The organism is Paraburkholderia sp. Cpub6, from assembly GCF_014201065.1.
In the GTDB taxonomy this organism is placed as follows: Bacteria; Pseudomonadota; Gammaproteobacteria; order Burkholderiales; family Burkholderiaceae; genus Paraburkholderia; species Paraburkholderia tuberum.
Map to the genome: position 1 here is coordinate 1 of NZ_JACHDM010000013.1, position 19,290 is coordinate 19,290.

Annotated in this window: 15 protein-coding genes; 8 read left to right on the plus strand and 7 right to left on the minus strand. The window is 62.8% G+C overall.

Going from position 1 to position 19,290, the window contains the following annotated elements; genetic code table 11:
• Positions 1-226 precede the first annotated feature (226 nt).
• On the minus strand, positions 227-787 hold the full coding sequence (locus HDG33_RS21265) for a hypothetical protein (protein ID WP_184032985.1): 561 nt from the start codon (positions 785-787) through the stop codon (positions 227-229).
• A gap of 918 nt (positions 788-1,705) precedes the next feature.
• On the opposite strand from HDG33_RS21265, the gene HDG33_RS21270 reads away from it, so the two are divergent.
• The 3 genes from HDG33_RS21270 to HDG33_RS21280 all read left to right on the plus strand — a co-directional run bounded on the left by HDG33_RS21270 (position 1,706) and on the right by HDG33_RS21280 (position 6,746).
• Positions 1,706-2,581: a site-specific integrase gene (locus tag HDG33_RS21270; protein WP_184032987.1), complete on the plus strand. Its 876-nt coding sequence runs from the start codon at positions 1,706-1,708 to the stop codon at positions 2,579-2,581.
• A 21-nt stretch (positions 2,582-2,602) separates the two neighbouring features.
• Positions 2,603-3,772, plus strand: coding sequence for an IS91 family transposase (locus HDG33_RS21275; RefSeq protein WP_184032991.1), 1,170 nt, complete (start codon positions 2,603-2,605; stop codon positions 3,770-3,772).
• Between the two features lie 667 nt (positions 3,773-4,439).
• Positions 4,440-6,746: a WD40 repeat domain-containing protein gene (locus HDG33_RS21280; protein WP_260330543.1), complete on the plus strand. Its 2,307-nt coding sequence runs from the start codon at positions 4,440-4,442 to the stop codon at positions 6,744-6,746.
• A 600-nt stretch (positions 6,747-7,346) separates the two neighbouring features.
• Here HDG33_RS21280 and HDG33_RS21285 read toward each other — a convergent pair.
• Complete coding sequence (locus tag HDG33_RS21285; RefSeq protein ID WP_184032993.1) at positions 7,347-7,886, minus strand: SRPBCC family protein; 540 nt, start codon at positions 7,884-7,886, stop codon at positions 7,347-7,349.
• A 551-nt stretch (positions 7,887-8,437) separates the two neighbouring features.
• Here HDG33_RS21285 and HDG33_RS21290 point away from each other — a divergent pair.
• Positions 8,438-10,093 carry a sialidase family protein gene (locus tag HDG33_RS21290; protein ID WP_184032995.1) on the plus strand — a complete coding sequence of 552 codons (1,656 nt, stop codon included), beginning with the start codon at positions 8,438-8,440 and terminating at the stop codon, positions 10,091-10,093.
• 430 nt (positions 10,094-10,523) lie between these two features.
• Entirely contained in the window at positions 10,524-11,012 is a 489-nt protein-coding gene (locus HDG33_RS21295; protein WP_184032998.1) for an NUDIX domain-containing protein, read from the plus strand.
• Positions 11,013-11,087: 75 nt separating this feature from the next.
• On the opposite strand, the gene HDG33_RS21300 is transcribed toward HDG33_RS21295, so the two are convergent.
• Genes HDG33_RS21300 through HDG33_RS21310 form a run of 3 tightly spaced genes read right to left on the minus strand, consistent with a single transcriptional unit; the run spans position 11,088 to position 11,884 of the window.
• Complete coding sequence (locus HDG33_RS21300; RefSeq protein ID WP_260330544.1) at positions 11,088-11,363, minus strand: hypothetical protein; 276 nt, start codon at positions 11,361-11,363, stop codon at positions 11,088-11,090.
• A gap of 39 nt (positions 11,364-11,402) precedes the next feature.
• On the minus strand, positions 11,403-11,612 hold the full coding sequence (locus tag HDG33_RS21305; RefSeq protein ID WP_184032999.1) for a hypothetical protein: 210 nt from the start codon (positions 11,610-11,612) through the stop codon (positions 11,403-11,405).
• A gap of 26 nt (positions 11,613-11,638) precedes the next feature.
• On the minus strand, positions 11,639-11,884 hold the full coding sequence (locus HDG33_RS21310; protein WP_026226136.1) for a hypothetical protein: 246 nt from the start codon (positions 11,882-11,884) through the stop codon (positions 11,639-11,641).
• Between the two features lie 310 nt (positions 11,885-12,194).
• Here HDG33_RS21310 and HDG33_RS21315 point away from each other — a divergent pair, with 310 nt between their 5' ends.
• The 3 genes from HDG33_RS21315 to HDG33_RS21325 all read left to right on the plus strand — a co-directional run bounded on the left by HDG33_RS21315 (position 12,195) and on the right by HDG33_RS21325 (position 15,022).
• Positions 12,195-12,512 carry a hypothetical protein gene (locus HDG33_RS21315; protein ID WP_184033001.1) on the plus strand — a complete coding sequence of 106 codons (318 nt, stop codon included), beginning with the start codon at positions 12,195-12,197 and terminating at the stop codon, positions 12,510-12,512.
• Positions 12,513-12,767: 255 nt separating this feature from the next.
• Complete coding sequence (locus HDG33_RS21320; RefSeq protein ID WP_184033006.1) at positions 12,768-14,393, plus strand: response regulator; 1,626 nt, start codon at positions 12,768-12,770, stop codon at positions 14,391-14,393.
• A complete protein-coding gene (locus HDG33_RS21325) occupies positions 14,390-15,022 on the plus strand; it encodes a response regulator transcription factor (protein WP_090811083.1) in 633 nt (210 codons plus the stop codon). The genes HDG33_RS21320 and HDG33_RS21325 overlap by 4 nt, the downstream gene beginning before the upstream one ends.
• Before the next feature lie 39 nt (positions 15,023-15,061).
• Here the strand turns inward: HDG33_RS21325 and HDG33_RS21330 are convergent, their stop codons facing one another.
• Together HDG33_RS21330 and HDG33_RS21335 are read right to left on the minus strand one after the other, a co-directional pair.
• Positions 15,062-17,893, minus strand: coding sequence for an ATP-binding protein (locus tag HDG33_RS21330; RefSeq protein WP_184033007.1), 2,832 nt, complete (start codon positions 17,891-17,893; stop codon positions 15,062-15,064).
• Positions 17,890-19,023 (minus strand): substrate-binding domain-containing protein, encoded by a 1,134-nt coding sequence (locus HDG33_RS21335; protein WP_184033010.1) that lies wholly within the window; start codon positions 19,021-19,023, stop codon positions 17,890-17,892. Before HDG33_RS21335 ends, HDG33_RS21330 begins: the two co-directional genes overlap by 4 nt.
• Between the last annotated feature and the right edge of the window lie 267 nt (positions 19,024-19,290).

Below are 19,290 nucleotides of genomic sequence, written 5' to 3' on the forward strand. Positions count from 1 at the left end.
GGATTACGTGAGTCCGAGCGGCTCTTTAAGCAGCACTTCGTCATCGCTGACAGTACAGGACGTTAATACAACGAACTTCCAACTCACGACACTAGTAGCGCGCACCAGCAGACAGCTAGCCCTTGATTCCGGCGACCGAGGCAACCTGATCAGCAATCCCTATACTGACTCGCTTACGCTGCGCTGTACAGTGAAAAAGAACCACTATCTGTGGTTCAAGGCATCATCACTTGCCCGCAAGCGCTGCAAACTGCGGATTTGTCACTACCTGCTTAATCAGCTCCTGCACGGCTGGCGAGAAAGCGTTGGCTGTGTTTTTGCATGCCTCCATTGCAATCCAGCTCGTCTCAAACGGATATTTAATCGACACGGTGTACCCATTCGAAGCCGTCGAGTACACGTGCATTTTGATTGTCCAGTTCGCGGGAGTCACCGAACTGAAGCTGAGTTCCTCGATACGTCCCTCGATAGCTGAACCATGTATGTCGTAGGCCTGCGCCGTAAACAGCTCCTTCTGAAACGAGTCTTTGATGAATTGCGACAGCGTCTTACCCGGAGAAACGACGACGTCTCCGTTCATACGACACATCAGATTTTCGCTGACTCCTTGGGCAAGGCTGACGCTGCTGACGCTAACCTTCTTCGTCTGTAGGCCAGACTGGATAGCAAGAACGTTTTCGGTCGAAACTTCGTAAGGTATCGCGGAATTGGTCGTCTGACAGCCCGACAGCAGCACGGGGACGGCGCAGACAAGACTTGCAACAGCGGAGATTCTTGCTTTCTTCATTGTGGTCTTTTGTTTTAATTCATTTATGGGATTTAGTTTGAGAAGCTGTCGAACTCAATTGGAGACTCATCGCACCGGACGCTACATTTGTACTCGCGCGGGTCACGGGGAGCCGCTCCCTAGAAGTCCGGTCACAGTCTCCCTCCTAGAATAGAGGATCTGTAAGAGTATGTAAATACGAACGACATATTAGAAACAATAGAAGCATTGATGGATCCGCGGGCGGCGGTAATTGGTGGACTAGAGCTGACGACATTGGGGGATTGGCATATGAAAAGACACGTCTGCGGGACACGACGACGTTTGTCACTGACAGCGAGAATCTCATTGAAATACTCGCTGCTGCGCCGAACAAGCAGACGTTAGCGACTGGGTTGAAAAAGGTTCGTCTCCGATCGAGTGTGAGCCATACGTTGTGCCAGCAGCCCAAGCTTGCTTCTCGTATCTGGGAAGCTGCGCACAGCAAGCAGTGGAAAATACGCGGTATGGGGTTGAGTATTCTTGGGGAAATTGTGGGGTGGGCCCTTTCCGCACCGTTTCCCGCCGCGCGACGGCCGTGCCAGTAAGGCACTTCGCGCATTGGGGAATGACGTAAAGGTGTGGAACGCGATGAAGGCGTATGAAAATAGCCCAGGTCGTCGCCTGACATGAGCTCGACGCGCGCATCCTCGGTTCTCCGAGCATGGTGCGGTAACAGGGCGCGATTGTTGGCCGGGATTTATTGACCGTTTCCAGGTCGATGCGGACGCTTGTGCGTCCAATTTCCGTTCTAGACGAACGGCGCCTTTTGGCCGGAGGACTAAACCGCTCGCGCGGTAGGGGCCAGGGTCTGACGCTGGAGGTCAGCGCGAGGCCGGTCGCGCGGCTTTATGTTGGCGAATGAGGCAATCCGCCTCGTTCTCCAGCAGGAGCCCAATCATGACCTCCTCACCAGCAAACGCCAGCCGATTGCGCCAGCGCATGATCGACGACATGCGCATGCGCCAGCTTGCGCCCGGGACGCAGGACACCTACCTGCACATCGTGCGCGAGTTCGCCCGGTTTCTCGGGCGCTCACCTCACACGGCCACCGTCGAGGACCTGCGCCGCTACCAGCTGTATCTGGTCGACCACGGCACATCGGCCGTATCGCTGAACCACGCGATCACCGGCCTGAAGTTCTTCTTCACAGTCACGCTCGACCGGCCCGAGCTGATGGTCAGGATGCAACCGGTGCGCGTGCCCCGCATATTGCCCGTCGTGCTCAGTCCCGATGAAGTGCGGCGACTGATCGAGGCGGCCGGCAACCTGAAGCACCAGACCGCGCTGTCGGTCGCGTACGGCGCGGGGCTACGCGCCAGCGAAGTGGTAGCCCTGAAGGTCACCGACGTCGACAGCGAACGCATGACACTGCGCATCGAGCAGGGCAAGGGGCGCCGTGACCGCTACGCCATGCTCTCGCCGGTGCTGCTCGAGCGTCTGCGTGTGTGGTGGCGCGTGGCCCGTGCGCAGGGCAGGATGCCCGATGGCGGATGGCTGTTTCCCGGGCTCGATCCGCTCGATCCGTTAAGCACGCGACAGTTGAACCGTGCCATTCATGCCGCCGCCGGGGCCGCGCATATCGACAAGCGCGTGTCCATGCACACGCTGCGGCATAGCTTCGCGACACACCTCCTTGAACAGAAGGTGGACATCCGCGTGATCCAGGTGCTGCTCGGCCATGCGAAGCTTGAGAACACCGCGCTCTACGTCCAGGTGGCCACCGACCTGCTGCACGAGGTCACCAGTCCGCTGGACCGCCTGCCTGCCGGGTAGGCCCGCGCGCTGTAACGCCTCATGCTGGAGGTTGCGGACATCTTCCGCAGCCACGGGCCAGCGTGGCGAACCACGACACACCTGAGCCTGGGGCAGCTGAAGGTCATGTCGGCCATCGAACGGTGCCGCACGGCGGCACTGGGCGGACATGTGCTGCGCTGTTCAGGCTGCGCAAGCACAGAGGTGTCCTTCAACTCGTGCCGGGACCGGCATTGCCCGAAGTGCCAGGCCAGCGCCGCACACCGCTGGCTGGAGGCACGCCAGGCCGATCTGCTGCCCGTCGAATACTTCCACGTCGTCTTCACGCTGCCCGCGCCCATCAGTGCGATCGCCTGGTACAACAAACGGATCATCTACGGCCTGCTGCTCGACATCGCCGCCGACACGCTGCGTACCATCGCCGCGGATCCCAGGCACCTCGGCGCCCGGATCGGCGCCACGCTCGTACTGCACACCTGGGGCTCGGCGCTCACGCATCACCCGCATGTGCACGGCATCGTGCCCGGTGGCGGGCTGTCGCCTGACGGTGAGCGCTGGATCGCCTGCCGGCCCGGCTTCTTCCTGCCCGTGCACGTCCTGTCACGCCTGTTCCGGCGCCGCTTCCTCGAGGCACTCCAGTCGGTTCACCACCGTGGCGAGTTGCAGTTCTTCGGCGAGTACACCGGGCTCGCTGACCCCGCCACCTTTGCCCGGTGGCTTGCGCCGCTACGTACCTGCGAATGGGTGGTCTACGCCAAGCGCCCGTTCGCCGGACCGAAGGCGGTGCTCGAGTACCTCTCACGCTACACGCACCGCGTCGCCATCTCCAACCAGCGCCTGGTCGCCTTCGATGAGCGTGGCGTGACATTCTGCTGGAAGGACTACCGTGCGAAGGGACGCACCCGCTACAAGACCCTGACCCTCGAAACCGGCGAATTCATGCGCCGTTTCCTGCTCCATGTGTTACCCGCGGGCTTCCATCGCATCCGTCACTACGGACTGCTCGCCAACCCGGTGCGCCGCGCCAGTCTCGCGAGGATGCGCGATCTGCTGCACGTCGCACCCGGGATCAGCCCGTCACCGGACGACGCCATCATCGCAACCCGGCCCGTCTTCATCTGCCGGCACTGCGGGGCCCCGATGATCGTCATCGACATCCTCGCGCGCAGCGCCCCGATCCGTGCACCGCCCATGCGCCGAGATCAGACATGAACTCCACGGTTCCCCGACCTGCCTGTCGAACGTTCGCTCTGCGGCAACGCGGCCCAGGGGCGGACGTTTGCGCGTGTCGCTTCGCGAAGCGCTTCGCCCGCGCGCGTCATCCTCGCGCATGCACGACTGCACCGCTCCGCCACGACGTCAGCGCCCGCTTGGCACCTCGCCTGACCGTGCCGCATCCGACGCCACTCAGCCTCCCGGTCTATCAATCGCCATAGCCGTGAAGCTCCGAGCGCATCGGAGCACTCCGCGGTTTCCTCCATCGGGCTTATTCGACGCCTGCCGACATGCGCGGAGGCATGCACATTCCTGCGGCCGATGGCAGGCATCGAATAACCCTTAACGAACCCGGACCGATAGCTGAATTGAGAACCGCTTGCCGGCCCGCAGCGGATGATCGTCGCAAGTCGACTGCGGATTCAACCGGTCGATGCAACACAATAGAAGCTGCGTGGTGTGGCGTGAGACGATGCGACCGGAAGCCCCCGGACGTCTGGGCGACGGTGTGGGGCGAGCGATTTCTTTGCGAATTGGACATGTGCGAATTGCTTTCGGCTGGGCGCGGACGACCTTTCCTATCTATGGACTTGCTGCGGGCGCGAGGAGGTTGCACGCGCGGAGCGCGAGTCGCAGTTGCAACAAATCGTTGAGGATCAAGCCCATGTCAACGAAGAGCGGGCACGGACAGGGCGCGCAGCGACGCATCCAGGTACTGATTGGCGCAATCGCATTCATTTTAATTGTGACTGCCGGGTGGATCATTCACCAGACTCGGACGGTCGCACGCCGGACTTCCTTGGCGTTGGCGTCGGCCGCGACAACGGCGAACGACGCGGGAAATTATGACCGCGCAATGCGCTTCGCGATGCTGGCGATGGGCAACGGTTGGCTTTCGCCGGGATCGGCAGAAGCAGAGCTTGAGCTTATGCGTGGCGCGCAAGCATCAGTGCAGATTGCGTTGCTCGGCGGCCATCAGAATGCGGTTGATTCCGCCGTCTTCAGCCCGGACGGTAAGCGGGTGGTGACCGCGTCCTGGGATGGGACAGCGCGGGTGTGGAACCTGGCCACGGGTAAACAGATTGCGCAGCTCAGTGGCCATCAGAATCTGGTCTATTCCGCCGCCTTCAGCCCGGACGGCCAGCGGGTGGTGACTGCGTCCGCGGACAGGACCGCGCGGGTATGGGACCCGGCTACGGGCAAACAGATTGCGCAGCTCAGTGGCCATCAGGATCTGGTTTATTCCGCCGCCTTCAGCCCGCACGGCCGGCGCGTGGTGACTGCGTCCGCGGACAGGACCGCGCGGGTGTGGGACGCGGCTACGGGCAAACAGATTGCGCAGTTCACCGGGCATCAGAAACCGGTTTTCTCCGCCGCCTTCAGCCCGGACGGCCGGCGCGTGGTGACCGCGTCCGCGGACAGGACAGTGCGGGTGTGGAATGCGGCGACCGGCCACGTGATCGCACAGCTCACCGGGCATCGGGAACCGGTAAGCTCCGCGGTCTTCAGCCCGGACGGCCGGCGCGTGGTGACAGCGTCCGATGACAAGACCGCGCGGGTGTGGGATGCGGCGACCGGCCAGGTCATCGCGCAGCTCATAGGGCATCGGGGACCGGTTTTCTCCGCCGCCTTCAGCCCGGACGGCCAGCGCGTGGCGACAGCGTCCGATGACAACACCGCGCGGGTATGGAACGCGGCGACCGGCCAGGTGATCGTGCAGCTCACTGGGCATCGCGGACCGGTGAGCGCCGCCGCCTTCAGCCCTGACGGCCAGCGCGTGGTGACCGTGTCCGACGACAAGACCGCGCGGGTGTGGGATGCGGCGACCGGCCAGGTGATCGTGCAGCTCACCGGACACGAGGGGCCGGTGAATTCCGCCGCCTTCAGCCCGGACGGTCAGCGGGTGGTGACTGCGTCACGTGATAAGACCGCGCGCGCATGGGACGCGGCGATGGGCATCTTGCTGCTCAGAGGGCATCAAGGGTCAGTTATTTCCGCCGCCTTCAGCCCGGACGGCCAGCGGGTGGTGACCGCGTCCCGTGACAGGACCGCGCGGGTATGGGACGCGGCCACCGGCAAACAGATCTTGCTCCTCGGCGGGCATCAGGGCCCGGTTGATTCCGTCGCCTACGGCCCGGACGGCCAACGGGTGGTGACCGCGTCCCGGGACGGGACCGCGCGAGTGTGGGACGCGACCACCGGCAAACAGGTCGCTCAGCTCGGCGGGCATCAGGGGTGGGTTTGCTTCGCCGCCTTCAGCCCGGACGGCCAGCGGGTGGTGACCGCGTCCCGGGACGGGACCGCGCGGGTGTGGGACGCGGCCACCGGCAAACAGATCTTGCTCCTCAGCGGTCATCAGGGCCCGGTTGATTCCGTCGCCTACAGCCCGGACGGCCAGCGGGTGGTGACCGCGTCCCGGGACGGGACCGCGCGGGTGTGGGACGCGAGCACGGGCAAACAGATCGCGCAGCTCAGCGGGCACCAGGATCTGGTTTATTCCGCCGCCTTCAGCCCGGACGGCCAGCGCGTGGTGACCGCGTCCGCGGATAGGACCGCGCGGGTGTGGGACGCGGCCACCGGCAAACAGATCGCCCAGCTCGGTGGGCATCAGGGACCGGTTTTCTCTGCCGCCTTCAGCCCCGACGACCAGCGCGTGGTGACCGCGTCCGCGGACGGGACCGCGCGGGTGTGGGACGCGGCGACCGGCGAGGTGATCGCGAAGCTCACCGGACATCAGGGACCGGTTTTCTCCGCCGCCTTCAGCCCGGACGGCCTGCGGGTGGTGACTGCGTCCGCGGATCAGACCGCGCGGGTGTGGCCTATCCGATGGCTCATGCAGAAGCGAGGTCAGAGCCTGGCTAAAGCCGTGTGCAGGGAAAGGCTCGTGGGAGCAAACCTGCTCACAACCGATGATGAAGCTGCCCTTTCTCTCGTACGCGGGCGCCGGGGCGAAAACGTATGTGGATCGTAACTCGCCGACCGGTCGGAGCGAGCTGCAACGATACGTTTGGCCAGCGCGACCAATTGCTTTCCAATCTTCCTGACTAGCTTTCACATCGAAGTCCGCGGACGTGAGCAGGTCCATCGCCTACTCGTAGGTCCGCTCATGTTTTCCTCTGCACTGTGAGCCGCTCTTCCGGCGTTCATTGTGTTGCATCGACCGGTTGAATCCGCCAGTGCAATCGAAATCGGCCGCTTAGGCAGTCGAGGTTCTTGTTTGCTCACTTGACACCGGGCCCGCTATTGGGTGTCAACGATCACATCGAAGCGGAAGCCGTCCGCCATGACGTCAAGGCCACATTGGCCGCGTTCCACAAACCGCGATACGAGCAAGCCGATGGAAGTACAGAGCGCATTGATTCACGTCTTCGACGGCGCCGATCTGGTCTGCGAACAGGTCTACTTCGACCACGCGATAGTCCCGCGTCGGCTCGGCGCTGCAAGGCCCGCGGGCTGTCTTTCGTCCCTTTCCGTGCCATCCGCCAACCTGTTGGCAAGACATCGATGCACCAGCGCTGCGTCTGCCATGTCGGGAAGCGGGCGAGCCATCCGATTGCCGGTGCACTCCGGTCTACGGCATCGTTTCCAACGTTTTCTTCAGCCGCGCGACTGCCTCTTCGGACTCTTGCTGGATTCGCGCGCGCACGAACAAGACATTCACCGCTGCAAACCCTAGTGACGGGGAGCGGTACTCGAACTCACGCTCAAATCGCGTCCCGGACGCTACGGGCCTCAGGGAGTAGCTCACCGCGCCGGCGGACTTGCCACCTATCGTGCCGACGATGACCCATTTGCGCGGACGGTCCCGCACAGCGACGGTCCACACGACGCTTCCCCGCCGACCCGCCACGCGAAATTCTTCCACGACCTGTTCGCCAACGCTCAACGGGTGGTCGGTCGCCCCCCTTACCGATAGTGAAGACGGGTGCCAGTCGGGCCAGTGCGCGGGTGTCGTCACGTAGTCGAAAACGACCAAATCCGGTCTCTCGATCAAGATCACGGTGACAATCTTCGTCGTCAGGTCGACGGACTCAGGCAGCGGTAGAGCAAGCAGGACAGCGACCGCGAAGGCTGCCATGATCGCGCTGATCCATCTCAATGGCCATTTCATCTGCGACTCTTCGAAGTATCGCGCACACGTGAACGCCGGGCCTCTAAACAGGCTCGAAAGCTCTGCGGGTTCCCCAACCAGATAACGGCGAAGCCGGACGCAGATCGAGCCACGCGCCGTGCGCCGATAGTACCGCGTTGCGGCGCTCGTTCCGGTCAGATACATCTCGCCAGTTCACCTCGTCAATGTCGTCCGGGGCGCCAATGCAGTGACCTCCTTCCTGCCATGAACCTGATCGGCGGCAGTTGTGCCATCGAATCTGATTTGAGGCGTCGTGCTGCTTCTACAAGCGCATACATGCTTCCATCGTCCTTCTGCAAGCCCCATACCACATCAATAGAAATAAGAATGGGGCGTCCCAAATAGCATCCGTCAGGAATTTTTCACACAAATCCAGTGCCCACGTCCTAGTGTGTCTCCATGGTTGGGCATCGGACGTGCATCGATGCAACTCTCGAGGGGCGGTAGCAAGAACAATCGGTTTTCACATGGGTGCCGGTGATGGGTGCCCGCCAATGCGCAAGCGTATTACCCTTTTCGCGAGGCACGACATGACATCGATTTTCAGACGGCTATCCCGTTCCGCTTCCCGCGGCTTTGCAGGTGGCAGCGTCATCGCGCTGACGTGCGCGATCGTCCCAGGTGCCGAGGCGCAAGTGGTCGGCCCGCTCGTCACGGTGGCCGCGGGCGATCCATTCAGCGGATGCACTGCGGACCAGATTAACGCACAGGAGTCCGCATTCGGGAGCGTCCTGTTTCCGGCCACGTCGATCGAGCCATGGGTGGCGGCCGATCCGACCAACCCGTCCCGCCTACTCGTCGGCCATCAGCAGGACCGCTGGGACGACGGTGGCTCACGCGGACTCGTCGGCGTCGTCTCCAGCGATGCGGGCAGCACATGGACCAATACGATCCCATCCGGCGTTACCGATTGCACCGGGGGCAAATTCCGTCGCGCCTCCGATCCGTGGGTAGACTTCGCGCAAGACGGAACCGCGTTTTTCCTGTCGTTGGTGTTGGACCCGATGAAGCCGACGACTCCGTTTGGGGCGCGCAATAGCGCCTTGCTGGTCAGCCGCTCAGTCGACCACGGCGCGAGCTGGCAGGCTCCCGTGACGCTGATCCGCACCAACTCGCCGCACGCGCTCAATGACAAGAACTCGCTCACCGCCGATCCGATGGCGAACGGTTACGTCTATGCGGTGTGGGATCAACTGAGCGTTTTCCCGCCAACCAAGGCCGGCGATCAGTTGCTCGCGGGAAACGACGCTGTCGAGATCGCGCGTCAATTGCGCAACGGTGCGGCGGGTGGTGCTCCGGTCTTCAAGTTCAATTTCACCGGCCCGAGCTTCTTCTCGCGATCCATCGACAACGGCGTGACCTGGAGCACGGCCGCCCCGATCTATCAACCGGGCACGAACGCGCAGACGATCAACAACATCGTACGGGTGTTGCATGATGGGACCCTGCGTGACTTCTTCACTGCAATCAATGTCGCCAACGCGGGGCTCAGCATCGGCTATATCAAGTCCACGGATAAGGGCGCGAGCTGGAGCACGCCGACATTCGTCAACGATATTCAGGTGCGCACCCTGGGAGTGGTCACGCCGGACACCGGCCAGCCGATACGCGATGCCGCCATTCTTTTCAGTGTCGCTGTCAACCCGGTCACGGGGGCAATCTATCTCGTGTGGCAGGACAATCGCTTTTCGACAGCCACGTGCACCACGCCCGGGGCCGGGTCAATCGCGATCACCGGGATCGTCTTCAGCGAGTCGGATGACGGCGGGGCCACCTGGTCGACGCCGGTGATGATCAACAAGACGCCGGCCAATGCAGCGAACCCGTGCCGTCAACAGGCCTTCATCCCCGCGGTGGTGGCGTCGGGCGACGGCAAGACGGTGGTGGTGACCTACTACGACTTTCGTAACGACACGAACACGCCTGCCGGCGTCGAAGGCACGGACAATTTCGCGCTGTTCTGCCCGACCTCGTCCGCGTGCACGAGCTCCGCTAACTGGGGCAACGAGCAACGACTGACCACGGCCTCGTTCAACATACTCAATGCTCCTGTGGCGCGTGGCCATTTCCTTGGCGATTACATGGGTCTGACTGCCAGCGGGCCCAAGACCATCTACCCGGTATTCGGCACAGCCACAGGTCCCAACGTGACAGCCGAATTCACCCGTCAGATCACATTGCCATAAGCGCAAGCGGCGGCGACTTGAGGAGGTCGCCGCCCAGTCCCCGCAACAGCTTTGATGGGAATAGAAATGAGCGAGTTCGTTGCGAAATCGCGCGACCATTCGAACTCCACAACTGTATCCAAGCGTGAGCATCACCTGACCGATCGTCTCCGTGTTAAAGGCGCAGCGATTCACGCCCGGTTCGCGAAGCCTTTCGCCGCTTCCCGGAAGTTTGGTGGCTGCTCAGACGCTCGCTGAGGCGAGATATGTGACCTACGTCAGGCTCATCAACGCCGGGGGCGTCAGCGAACCGCAATTGCCCCTCTCGATCGGCGATATCTGAAGCCGGGACGAGGCTGGTCGCCGTGGGACCGGCGGCGGCCAGCAGCGAAATGGGGGGGCGCTGTCGAATCGGAAGCTCCGTTGACAATGAAAGGAAAGGATAGACCTCATGCCGAGCGTTGAGCGCGCCCAGGAGGCTGCGCTGATCGACTCTGTTTGGCGCATGGCGCTTCGCCTCGGATTTCCGCTCGCCCGCGCGTGGTGGCACCTTCGACGCCCTCGCCATGAGGGCGCGTTAGTAGCAATCTACGTCGGTCAGTCGCTGTTGCTGCTGAAGTCGTCGTACCGCGCGGAATGGGGGTTTCCGGGTGGCAGTATCCGGGCCGGTGAGACACCTGCTGCTGCGGCGCTGCGCGAGATGGAGGAGGAGATCGGACTTGCGTCTCACCCCTTACTGCCGGCAGGGAGCGCCGCCGGCATGTGGGACGGGCGAAGAGACCGGGTACATTTCTTCGAACTGCGCCTCGATTGCCTACCCGAACTGCGGCTCGATAATCGCGAGATCGTCGCCGCGCATCTGGCGTCGCCGGAGGAATTGCCTGGCTTCGCCGTGACAGGCGCGGTCGCTGCGTATCTCGGCAGGGATGTCTGCGGCTAGTCGAGCCGTTTTTCTTGCATGACCATTCGAGTCCGCGTGACGCTGCGCGAGGCGCGGGACTTCCAGGCATCAGGGTTACAGCCCCACGGTTTTCAACGCTTCCTGAGTCGCTAGCATGGCATCGATAAGAGCGCGAGCCTTGCGGTCGACGCACGTGAGAGCAACACTTTCCGACCCGTAGGTAACGGCATTGGCTAAGTCACCGGTGACGTGCTGTTTTCGTGTCCTTCTACGCAACGACCACGTGACGCGATATGTCAGCGCGATTCCATCGGACAAACGGGCCGTCCGCGGCTCCATGTGCGCTTCGATGACGAATCCGCGATAACGCCCGACAATGTGATGTTTCATTGATCGACTTCACCGTCTTTCGCCTTCATCGCTCGCCTCTCAATGCACGACGCCAAAGAACAACATTGCGCCTTCGGCCGGCGTCAGGCCCGCCTTGAAGTAGCCTTCGAGCCGGTCGGCTGTCGCTTCATCGAGCGTGAAGGGCGGATGGACATAGCCTACGGCGAATGCATGGTCGTACCAGTCGTTGAGCCAAGCGCGCAGCTCTATCACGTCCTGCGGCAGTGTGTTCGAAGCATCGTCGTGCATGTGCGTTTCCCCGGCTGGCTGAACGATCAGGCCGCCATGCGGCCTATCCCCATTTCCGGACGGCGCTGGCCCGGCGGAAACACGTGCCATGCGCCGTCGGCATGGCGAAAGAAGAAGAGTGAAAACGCCCCGGTCGGCAGATCGATTTGAATGCACACCCGGCATGTTCCACCCGAGCGCGAGCGGTTCAGCAGACGCACGCGCGCCCCTCGGCCCCCCGTCGGGCCAACGAGTTTTTCGACCTGAGAACGCAGCGATCTGTTGCCCGCCATGATTTTCCCCGCGATGCACGATGATTCGATGCTATGGCGATCGGTGCGTGCGTCCAATCGGCGCCGGCCGGAATGTCGCTTCAGGAATCACTGGTTTCAGCCGTCAGGACTTCCTGAACCGGAACAGCATGTAGAACGGCATTTAAGCGTCCTTGCCCATCTGCGGGGGCTTTCGCCATGAATGACACTAAGGATTTCCTGACACGCGAATCAGGAAGTCACACCCTGATTTTCCAGCGTGCGCTGAATGCGACACACGTTCTACTCGTAGATGATGGGCCATCGAAATGCAATGTCGAACTGATGCAACATGATCGGCTATCTATCGGAGCGGGAAAACGTCATCGAGCAAATCGACGTGATATGTCTGCGACTGTTCGACACCTGGTGCGAGGCGCGCAGCGTGACATCGCTTGCGTATTTGATGCACTGCTGGCCGTTGATAGACAGCACGACCAACGCGCTCAGGCGCCTGGGCGAAACCATGCGCGAGTTGCGGCGCAATCACGCGGACCAGATCGACGAGTATGACTTTCGCGCGCTGTGCGAGGTGGCCGACCTCATCGACGAACTGACCTTGCCGCGCACGGTCCGACTGATCGCGGTGGCGGGCGAGGTGTCGCACTAGCGAACGCCAACGCCGGCCAGGCGCGCAACTGCTGACAGGCACGCATGCGGCGGCTGTGAGGCCACGGGGTGCGCCGTTTCATCGGACGTTTGAAACCCGGAGCGGGCGTGATGGACCAGGCGCCGGCATCGAGTGCAGAATAGGACAACTACAACGGCGGCACTCGCGGGGATATATGGCGCTCGACATTTTCGACGCATGGTGGAGCGGAATCCTGCAACCCGCTGAGCGGTATCTCGAAGGGAACACCGCATCATGAGCCATCTCGCCGCTCCGGTCGCGTATACGGGCACGATTCTGATCGTCGACGATACGCCGGGGAATCTTGGCGTGGTTGTCGACAGTCTCGAGGCGCGCGGCATTCGCGTGCTGGTGGCGCTCGACGGTATCGAAGCGTTGGAGCGCGCCGCCTTCTCGCAGCCCGATGTGATCCTGCTCGACGTGAAGATGCCGGGCATCGACGGCTTCGAGACCTGTCGGCGCCTCAAGCGCGATGAGCGCACGCGCGATATCGCCGTCATATTCATGACCTCGCTAATGGATAACGAGGACCGTGTCGAAGGCTTTCTGGTGGGCGGTGTCGATTATGTGACCAAGCCATTGCGCGTCGATGAGATGGTCGCGCGCGTTGGCGTGCACCTCGAGCTGCGGGTGATGCACAAGCAGGTTCTCGCGCAGAACCGGCAACTGCTGGAGGAAGTCGCCGTGCGCAAGGAAACGGAGGCCGCGCTATCGCAAGCGCGCGACGATCTGGAGCGACGTGTCGCATTGCGCACCGAAGAGCTGGCGCGCGCCAACGCCAACTTGCGGGCGCAGATCGACGAGCGGCGGCGCGCGGACGCGCGCCTGCAGGCAAGCGAGGCTCGCTTTCGCGCGATTGTCGAAACGAGTCCCGTGCCGCTGTGCATCACCTCGATGCCGGATGGGCACATCCTGTACACGAACCCGCCGCTGCGCGAACTCTTCGGCATGGACGAAGGCTCGTCCGCCAATATCGCGGATTTCTACGCCGAGCGGGGCGAGCGCGAGCGTCTGATCGAACATCTGCGGACCAAGGGTGGCTTGCGCAACACGGAGATACAGTTCCGGCGCCAGGACGGTACCCGGTTCTGGGCGATGGCGACGGCGCGCGTCGCGACTTACGACGATTCTCCCGCGATCTATGTGGGCCTGAATGACATTACGGGGCGCAAGCAGATGGAACAGGAACTCGTCGAATCGCGCGAGCAGCAGCGCGAACTGTCCGCGTACATGGAGGCGATTCGCGAGGAGGAGAGAAAGCGCATTGCGATGGAAATTCACGACGAGCTGGGGCAATTGCTGACCGCGCTCAAGATGGACGTGTCTCTGCTCAAAATGCGCATCGCGCACGACGCGGAAGCGACAAAAAAAGCCGACGATATGCGCCAACTGGTCGAAGGCACCATCTCGATGGTGCGCAATGTCGCAAGCCACCTGCGGCCCGCGGCGCTTAACTTCGGCATCGTGTCTGCGCTCGAATGGCTTGTCGACGAGTTCAACCGCCGCAATGCGATTGCGTGTGAATTGCGCATCGAAGGCGGCGAACCCACGCTGTCCGACGCCCATGCGACGGCCCTGTTCCGCATTGCACAGGCTTCGCTGACGAACGTCGCGCGTCATGCCGCCGCCACACGTGTCGAGGTGACGCTTGTTTCGACGGCTTCACAGCTCTTGCTGCATGTGCGTGACGACGGATGCGGCTTCGATCAGCAAGTGGTGAGTCGCGACTATTCATATGGCCTGCTCGGCATGAACGAGCGCGCGCGGCTGATCGGCGGATCGCTTTCGATCGACAGCTCGCCGGGCGCGGGCACCATGGTTTCGATTCATATTCCGCTCGATGGCGGAGCTCGAACATGATCAGGATACTCATTGCGGACGATCATGCGATAGTCCGTGGCGGACTCAGACAGATCATCGCGACCACGAGCGATATCGTCGTTGCGGCGGAAGCGGCGCAAGGAGCGGAAGTGATCGACAAGCTGCGCTCGTGCGCGCTCGATCTTCTATTGCTCGACATGACGATGCCGGGCATCAGCGGCGTCGCTCTGATCCGCAGGGTACGGGCGGAACATCCTTCGTTGCCGGTGCTGGTGCTGAGCATTCACGACGAGGCTCAGGTCGCGTCTCGCGCGCTACGCGCGGGAGCAACGGGATATCTGACCAAGGACAGTGACCCGGAGGTGCTGCTCGCGGCAATCCGCAAGCTCGCGGACGGCGGCCGTTTCATCGATCCGAAGCTCGTCGATGCGATGGTGTTCGATACACAGCGCGGCGACGTGCCGCCGCATGAAGTACTGTCGGACCGCGAATTCCAGGTCCTGCAGATGCTCGCGGCAGGCAGGAGCATCAATGAAATTGCCCAGGCATGTGCCCTCAGCGCGAAAACGATCAGCACACACAAGATGCGGTTGATGCAGAAACTCGGGCTTTCCAACAACGCTGAGGTGATCCGGTACGCGATCCGGCACGGCATGATCGTCGAGTAGAAAACGAAGGATGATGCGGTTCGCGTTCTGAGGCGCGAATCACCGCAGTAGCCCCCTTTCCAGATATTGCTCGACGAAGCTGAGGATCGCCTTGGACCGGTAAGCCTTCGCCAACCGGCAAAGGTGGTCTGCGAAGGGTCGATAGCGCTCGTCGAGCTCGCTCAAGTGTCGGGCATGTTGCACGATGGCACGCATGTCGCCGAGTCGCGCCAGGTAGTGCAGCGCTTCGATCTCCCCCTGCGGCGGTGCCATCAGGGGCCCGGTAAAAGGAGCGGCAGCGGGTACAGCCGTGTGGTCCGCGCCAGTGACTTGCGCCTTGCTCGCTTCGTCGATCCACTCGACATTCATGAGCGATGCGACATGGGACAATAGCCGGCCGAAATCGATCGGTTTGGCAAGAAAAGCGTTTGCGCCGGCCGCGAGACTGTGCGCCGCATCGGTCCCCGAGGCGCTTGCGGAGACTGCGACGATGGGCAGATCCCGGAACTCGGGCATCTCGCGCAGGCGACGCGTGGCTTCGAGCCCGTCCATCCCGGGCATGACCACATCCATCAGGACAAGCGCAGGATGCAGGGTGCGGGTTTTCTCCAGAGCTTCGGATCCGTTGCCAGCCTCCGCCATGTCGAATCCGAGCGGCCCCAGCATATCGACCATCACGGCACGGTTCTCCGCCACGTCATCCGCGACCAGGATAGCCTTGCGCGGCCCCTTGTAGCCGCTCACGATCCGTCCGGACGCGGCGACAGCCGCCGGGGGCGCCACCACCTGGACATCCAGTTCGATCGAGAAGACGCTGCCGATATCGCGGCGACTCTCGATATGGATCTCGCCGCCCATCAGGCGTACGAGTTGCCGGCTGATGGCGAGCCCGAGCCCCGTGCCGCCAAAGCGGTGCCGGTCGTCGCTCACTTGCTCGAAAGGCCTGAAGATTTCCTCCAGGCGCCCTTCATCTATCCCGATGCCGGTGTCCTGCACTTTGAAACATAGTCGCGCGGGCGGCATAAAAGCGACGCTCAGATGCACGCTCCCCTGCTCGGTAAATCTGATCGCGTTGGAAAGCAGGTTGAGCAGCGCCTGACGCAGCCGTATTTCGTCCACCCGGACAGCCGCGGGCAGATCGGGCTGCATCTCGCAAGCGAAGGCGAGTCCCTTTTCCGTTGCCTTGACCCGCATCGTCTCGGCGACAAAGTAGACGAACTGTTCGAGCGGAACGTCGGAAAGATTGAGTTCCATTCGTCCAGCTTCGATCTTGGCTATATCCAGGATGTCGTCGATGAGCATCAGCAGGTGTTCGCCGCTGCGCTGGATGACTGCGAGTCCGTCGATCTGGCGTTGATCGAGAGTCGTGTCGCGTGTGAGGATCTGCGCGTAACCAAGAATCGCGTTCAGCGGCGTACGCAGTTCGTGGCTCATGTGCGCGAGAAAGTCACTTTTTGCCTGGTTGGCCGTATCTGCATGTTCCTTGGCCACGGCGAGTTCCGCTGTCCGTTCGCGGATCATGTCTTCGAGGTGCTCGCGATAGCGCCGCAATTCCGCTTCGGCATGCTTGTGCTCCGTGATGTCGCGTGAGATGCCGAGCAGGAACTGCGGCACGCCGCGCACATCGGCGATCGGGATCTTCATCGTGTGCACCAGGCGCACGCCATGTCGCGTATGAACCGGCTCTTCCGGTATGTCGATCATGTGATGCGACTCCAGCACGGCCCGATCCTTGAGCGCGAAGAATTCAGCCTCCGCCGCGGGAAACAGATCGTGGACGGACCGGCCGAGGAGCTCCTCGCGCCGGTCGCCGAGAAGTTGCTCCGCCGCCTTGTTGCAGCGCACGAAGCGCAAGGTCGCGGCCTCCTTGACGAAGATCGCGTCCGGGATATTTTCGATGATGCTGTTAAGAAAGTTCTCGCTTTCCCGGACGGCATCTTCGGCGTGCTGACGTTCGGCGATCTCGGCCGCCTGACCCGCAAGCGCCGTACTGAGTTCGGCCGTGCGCTGTGCGACGCGCGCCTCGAGTCCGGCGTTGAGCTCCTTCAACGCATCCTCGGCCGCGCGGCGCTGGCGCCGGTCTTCAAGGAACTGCTCGACTGCGCGCGCCATATCGGCAATCTCGTCGCCGCCGTGCACGGGGACTCCGGCTTGCGTGCTCCCGGCATCGCCGTGCCGCAGAAAGTGACTGACGCGGCGCAGGCGCGCCACGACATGGCGCCCGAGGAATTCGCGGGCGATTAGCCAGGTGAGCAGCAGGCTCACCGCGACTCCACCCGCCACCCATTTGCGTGTGCGATCTGCGCGACCGGCCAGATCCTGGACTGCTTCGCGGTAGTCGCGCGTCAAATAATCGGACTGCCGTTGCGCCGCGACGGCGAGAGCCGCGGCCGCGCCGTGCAGGTCCTTGTCGAGGCTGGTCAGCGACACGCCCGGCCGCTGCCCATCCGCCGGCGCCCCCCGGGGGCCGAGCGCGGTCTCGCGCACCTGCGCCTCGATGTTGACTATGTTGCGAAAGCGTTGGCTCGACCGATAAAGCGTCAGCGCGTCGACCCCTGGGTCGTCGCTTGCGCTCGCGGAGGCCAGGCGGTCAACCAGGCGGTCGAAGGATGCCAGCTGTTCGAGCACATGCCGATGGGTCTCGCGCACGGCATCGATCGTATCGTCGCGAGACAACTGCACGGCGAGGCGTTCAATGGTCAGCGTGTGCTGTACCAGATCCTGCGCATCCGCGAGGCGCGTGAGCCGCTCTTCGGCCAGCTGACGGATCGATTGGGCCGAACCGGTCAACGAGTAAATCGTCGTGGCTCCGACGACGACCACCAGCGCGGCCAGGCACGAAACAACGAGCGCAAATTGAGCGGTGAGCGATTGTGGGAAGGGCAGTTTCACGGTCGTTGCCAGATCTGGCGATAAATGTCGCGATAGCCGTTGTCAGGGTCGTAGAGTAGACGATCGCCGCCGTCCGCGGCGACGTTGTCCGCCGTCACGAGATGCACCGGAGTCACGAAACCCGTGACGCCGACGCCCGCGAAAAGTCGGTTCATTTCGTCGACCAGTTGCCAGCCGTGCAGATTCAGGGGTTCGGCCACGGTGCCGGTCTGGAATGTGCCGGTGCGGATGCGCAGGAAGGCGGACTCGCTGCCGTCGCCAGCCGACAGCATGATCATTGCAGCGTTCGGCATTCCCGCCTGGGTCAACACCGGGGCGGCGTAGTCGAAGTAGATGTCGTTGATCGCCAGCGCACAGGTCCAGCGCTTGCCATACCGCGCGAGCAATGCGCGTGTCGCGCCCGGCATCAGTTCCTGGCTGCGCGAAATCGCCACGTCGCGCACTTCAAGCAGGGTACAGCCACTGCACGCGCGAACGACGGCAGCCATTTCATCCGCCTTGCCTTGCGCAATTCGGAAATTGGAATCGGTGAAGATGACGACGCCCGCATGCCCGCCGGACTGCACGATGGCCGCGAGCGCGGTCACGCGCGCGACCTCGAGCGGATCCGTCGACACGTTCATCGCCACGGGCGTGCCGGGCACCGGTCCGGCCTGGGCCGCGACATGCCAGCCGACGATCGGGATGTTGTTCTCGGCAAACGGCCGCAGCGCGGGGAGCAGCGCGCGTGCGTCGCCGCCGGCGAGGATCAGACCGTCGGGGTGGCTTGCCAGCGCATTCGCGAGCATCTTCAGACGCAGGTCGGCCGCACCCGCGGAATCGAAGATCCTCACGCGCCAGCCGATCACCTTGGCCGCCTCCAGCACACCATCGACCACACCGACGATGCCGCCGTTGCGCAAATCCTCGGCGACGACCGCGATGTGTTTTCCAGATTGCGCAGGCGGCCCGTTGCGTGGCCCCTTCCAGGGTGCAGCGGGTCGCGAAGCGGCGTCGACCACTCGCCTGGCAAGGGCCAGGAAGTCCGTCGCGGCGACCGGGGCTCCGGGCGCAGGGCCAGGCAATAAATCCTGCGCCGGTGCGGCCGACAGCAAACACGCGCAAGCCAACGCCAGAAGGAAGCCCTTCATGCTGTTCCCCCCATGGGCTCCGTCGAGGTCGATTGGGGTTGCCCAAAGCCGCTCGCGGATGACCTTTTTAGCAGGATATTACAAGCCGATTCCCGCGTGTCATCGGTCATGCGCTGGCGCAGATTGGATCAAGCGTGGTCGGCACTCAACTGCAATGGTCTGATGGTCAGTGTTCGCCACGATTGCGCGATCAATCGTTCATCGATCGCAAGCCATAGAGTTTCTCGACTGCAAGGAGGTACGACAGCATGACGACTGGCAGTGTCG

Excerpts from the sequence above, each read along its gene's own strand:
- HDG33_RS21265 (WP_184032985.1), bottom strand. The coding sequence starts at position 787 with ATGAAGAAAGCAAGAATCTCCGCTGTTGCAAGTCTTGTCTGCGCCGTC.
- HDG33_RS21270 (WP_184032987.1), top strand. The coding sequence starts at position 1,706 with ATGACCTCCTCACCAGCAAACGCCAGCCGATTGCGCCAGCGCATGATC.
- HDG33_RS21275 (WP_184032991.1), top strand. The coding sequence starts at position 2,603 with ATGCTGGAGGTTGCGGACATCTTCCGCAGCCACGGGCCAGCGTGGCGA.
- HDG33_RS21280 (WP_260330543.1), top strand. The coding sequence starts at position 4,440 with ATGTCAACGAAGAGCGGGCACGGACAGGGCGCGCAGCGACGCATCCAG.
- HDG33_RS21285 (WP_184032993.1), bottom strand. The coding sequence starts at position 7,886 with ATGAAATGGCCATTGAGATGGATCAGCGCGATCATGGCAGCCTTCGCG.
- HDG33_RS21290 (WP_184032995.1), top strand. The coding sequence starts at position 8,438 with ATGACATCGATTTTCAGACGGCTATCCCGTTCCGCTTCCCGCGGCTTT.
- HDG33_RS21295 (WP_184032998.1), top strand. The coding sequence starts at position 10,524 with ATGCCGAGCGTTGAGCGCGCCCAGGAGGCTGCGCTGATCGACTCTGTT.
- HDG33_RS21300 (WP_260330544.1), bottom strand. The coding sequence starts at position 11,363 with ATGAAACATCACATTGTCGGGCGTTATCGCGGATTCGTCATCGAAGCG.
- HDG33_RS21305 (WP_184032999.1), bottom strand. The coding sequence starts at position 11,612 with ATGCACGACGATGCTTCGAACACACTGCCGCAGGACGTGATAGAGCTG.
- HDG33_RS21310 (WP_026226136.1), bottom strand. The coding sequence starts at position 11,884 with ATGGCGGGCAACAGATCGCTGCGTTCTCAGGTCGAAAAACTCGTTGGC.
- HDG33_RS21315 (WP_184033001.1), top strand. The coding sequence starts at position 12,195 with ATGATCGGCTATCTATCGGAGCGGGAAAACGTCATCGAGCAAATCGAC.
- HDG33_RS21320 (WP_184033006.1), top strand. The coding sequence starts at position 12,768 with ATGAGCCATCTCGCCGCTCCGGTCGCGTATACGGGCACGATTCTGATC.
- HDG33_RS21325 (WP_090811083.1), top strand. The coding sequence starts at position 14,390 with ATGATCAGGATACTCATTGCGGACGATCATGCGATAGTCCGTGGCGGA.
- HDG33_RS21335 (WP_184033010.1), bottom strand. The coding sequence starts at position 19,023 with ATGAAGGGCTTCCTTCTGGCGTTGGCTTGCGCGTGTTTGCTGTCGGCC.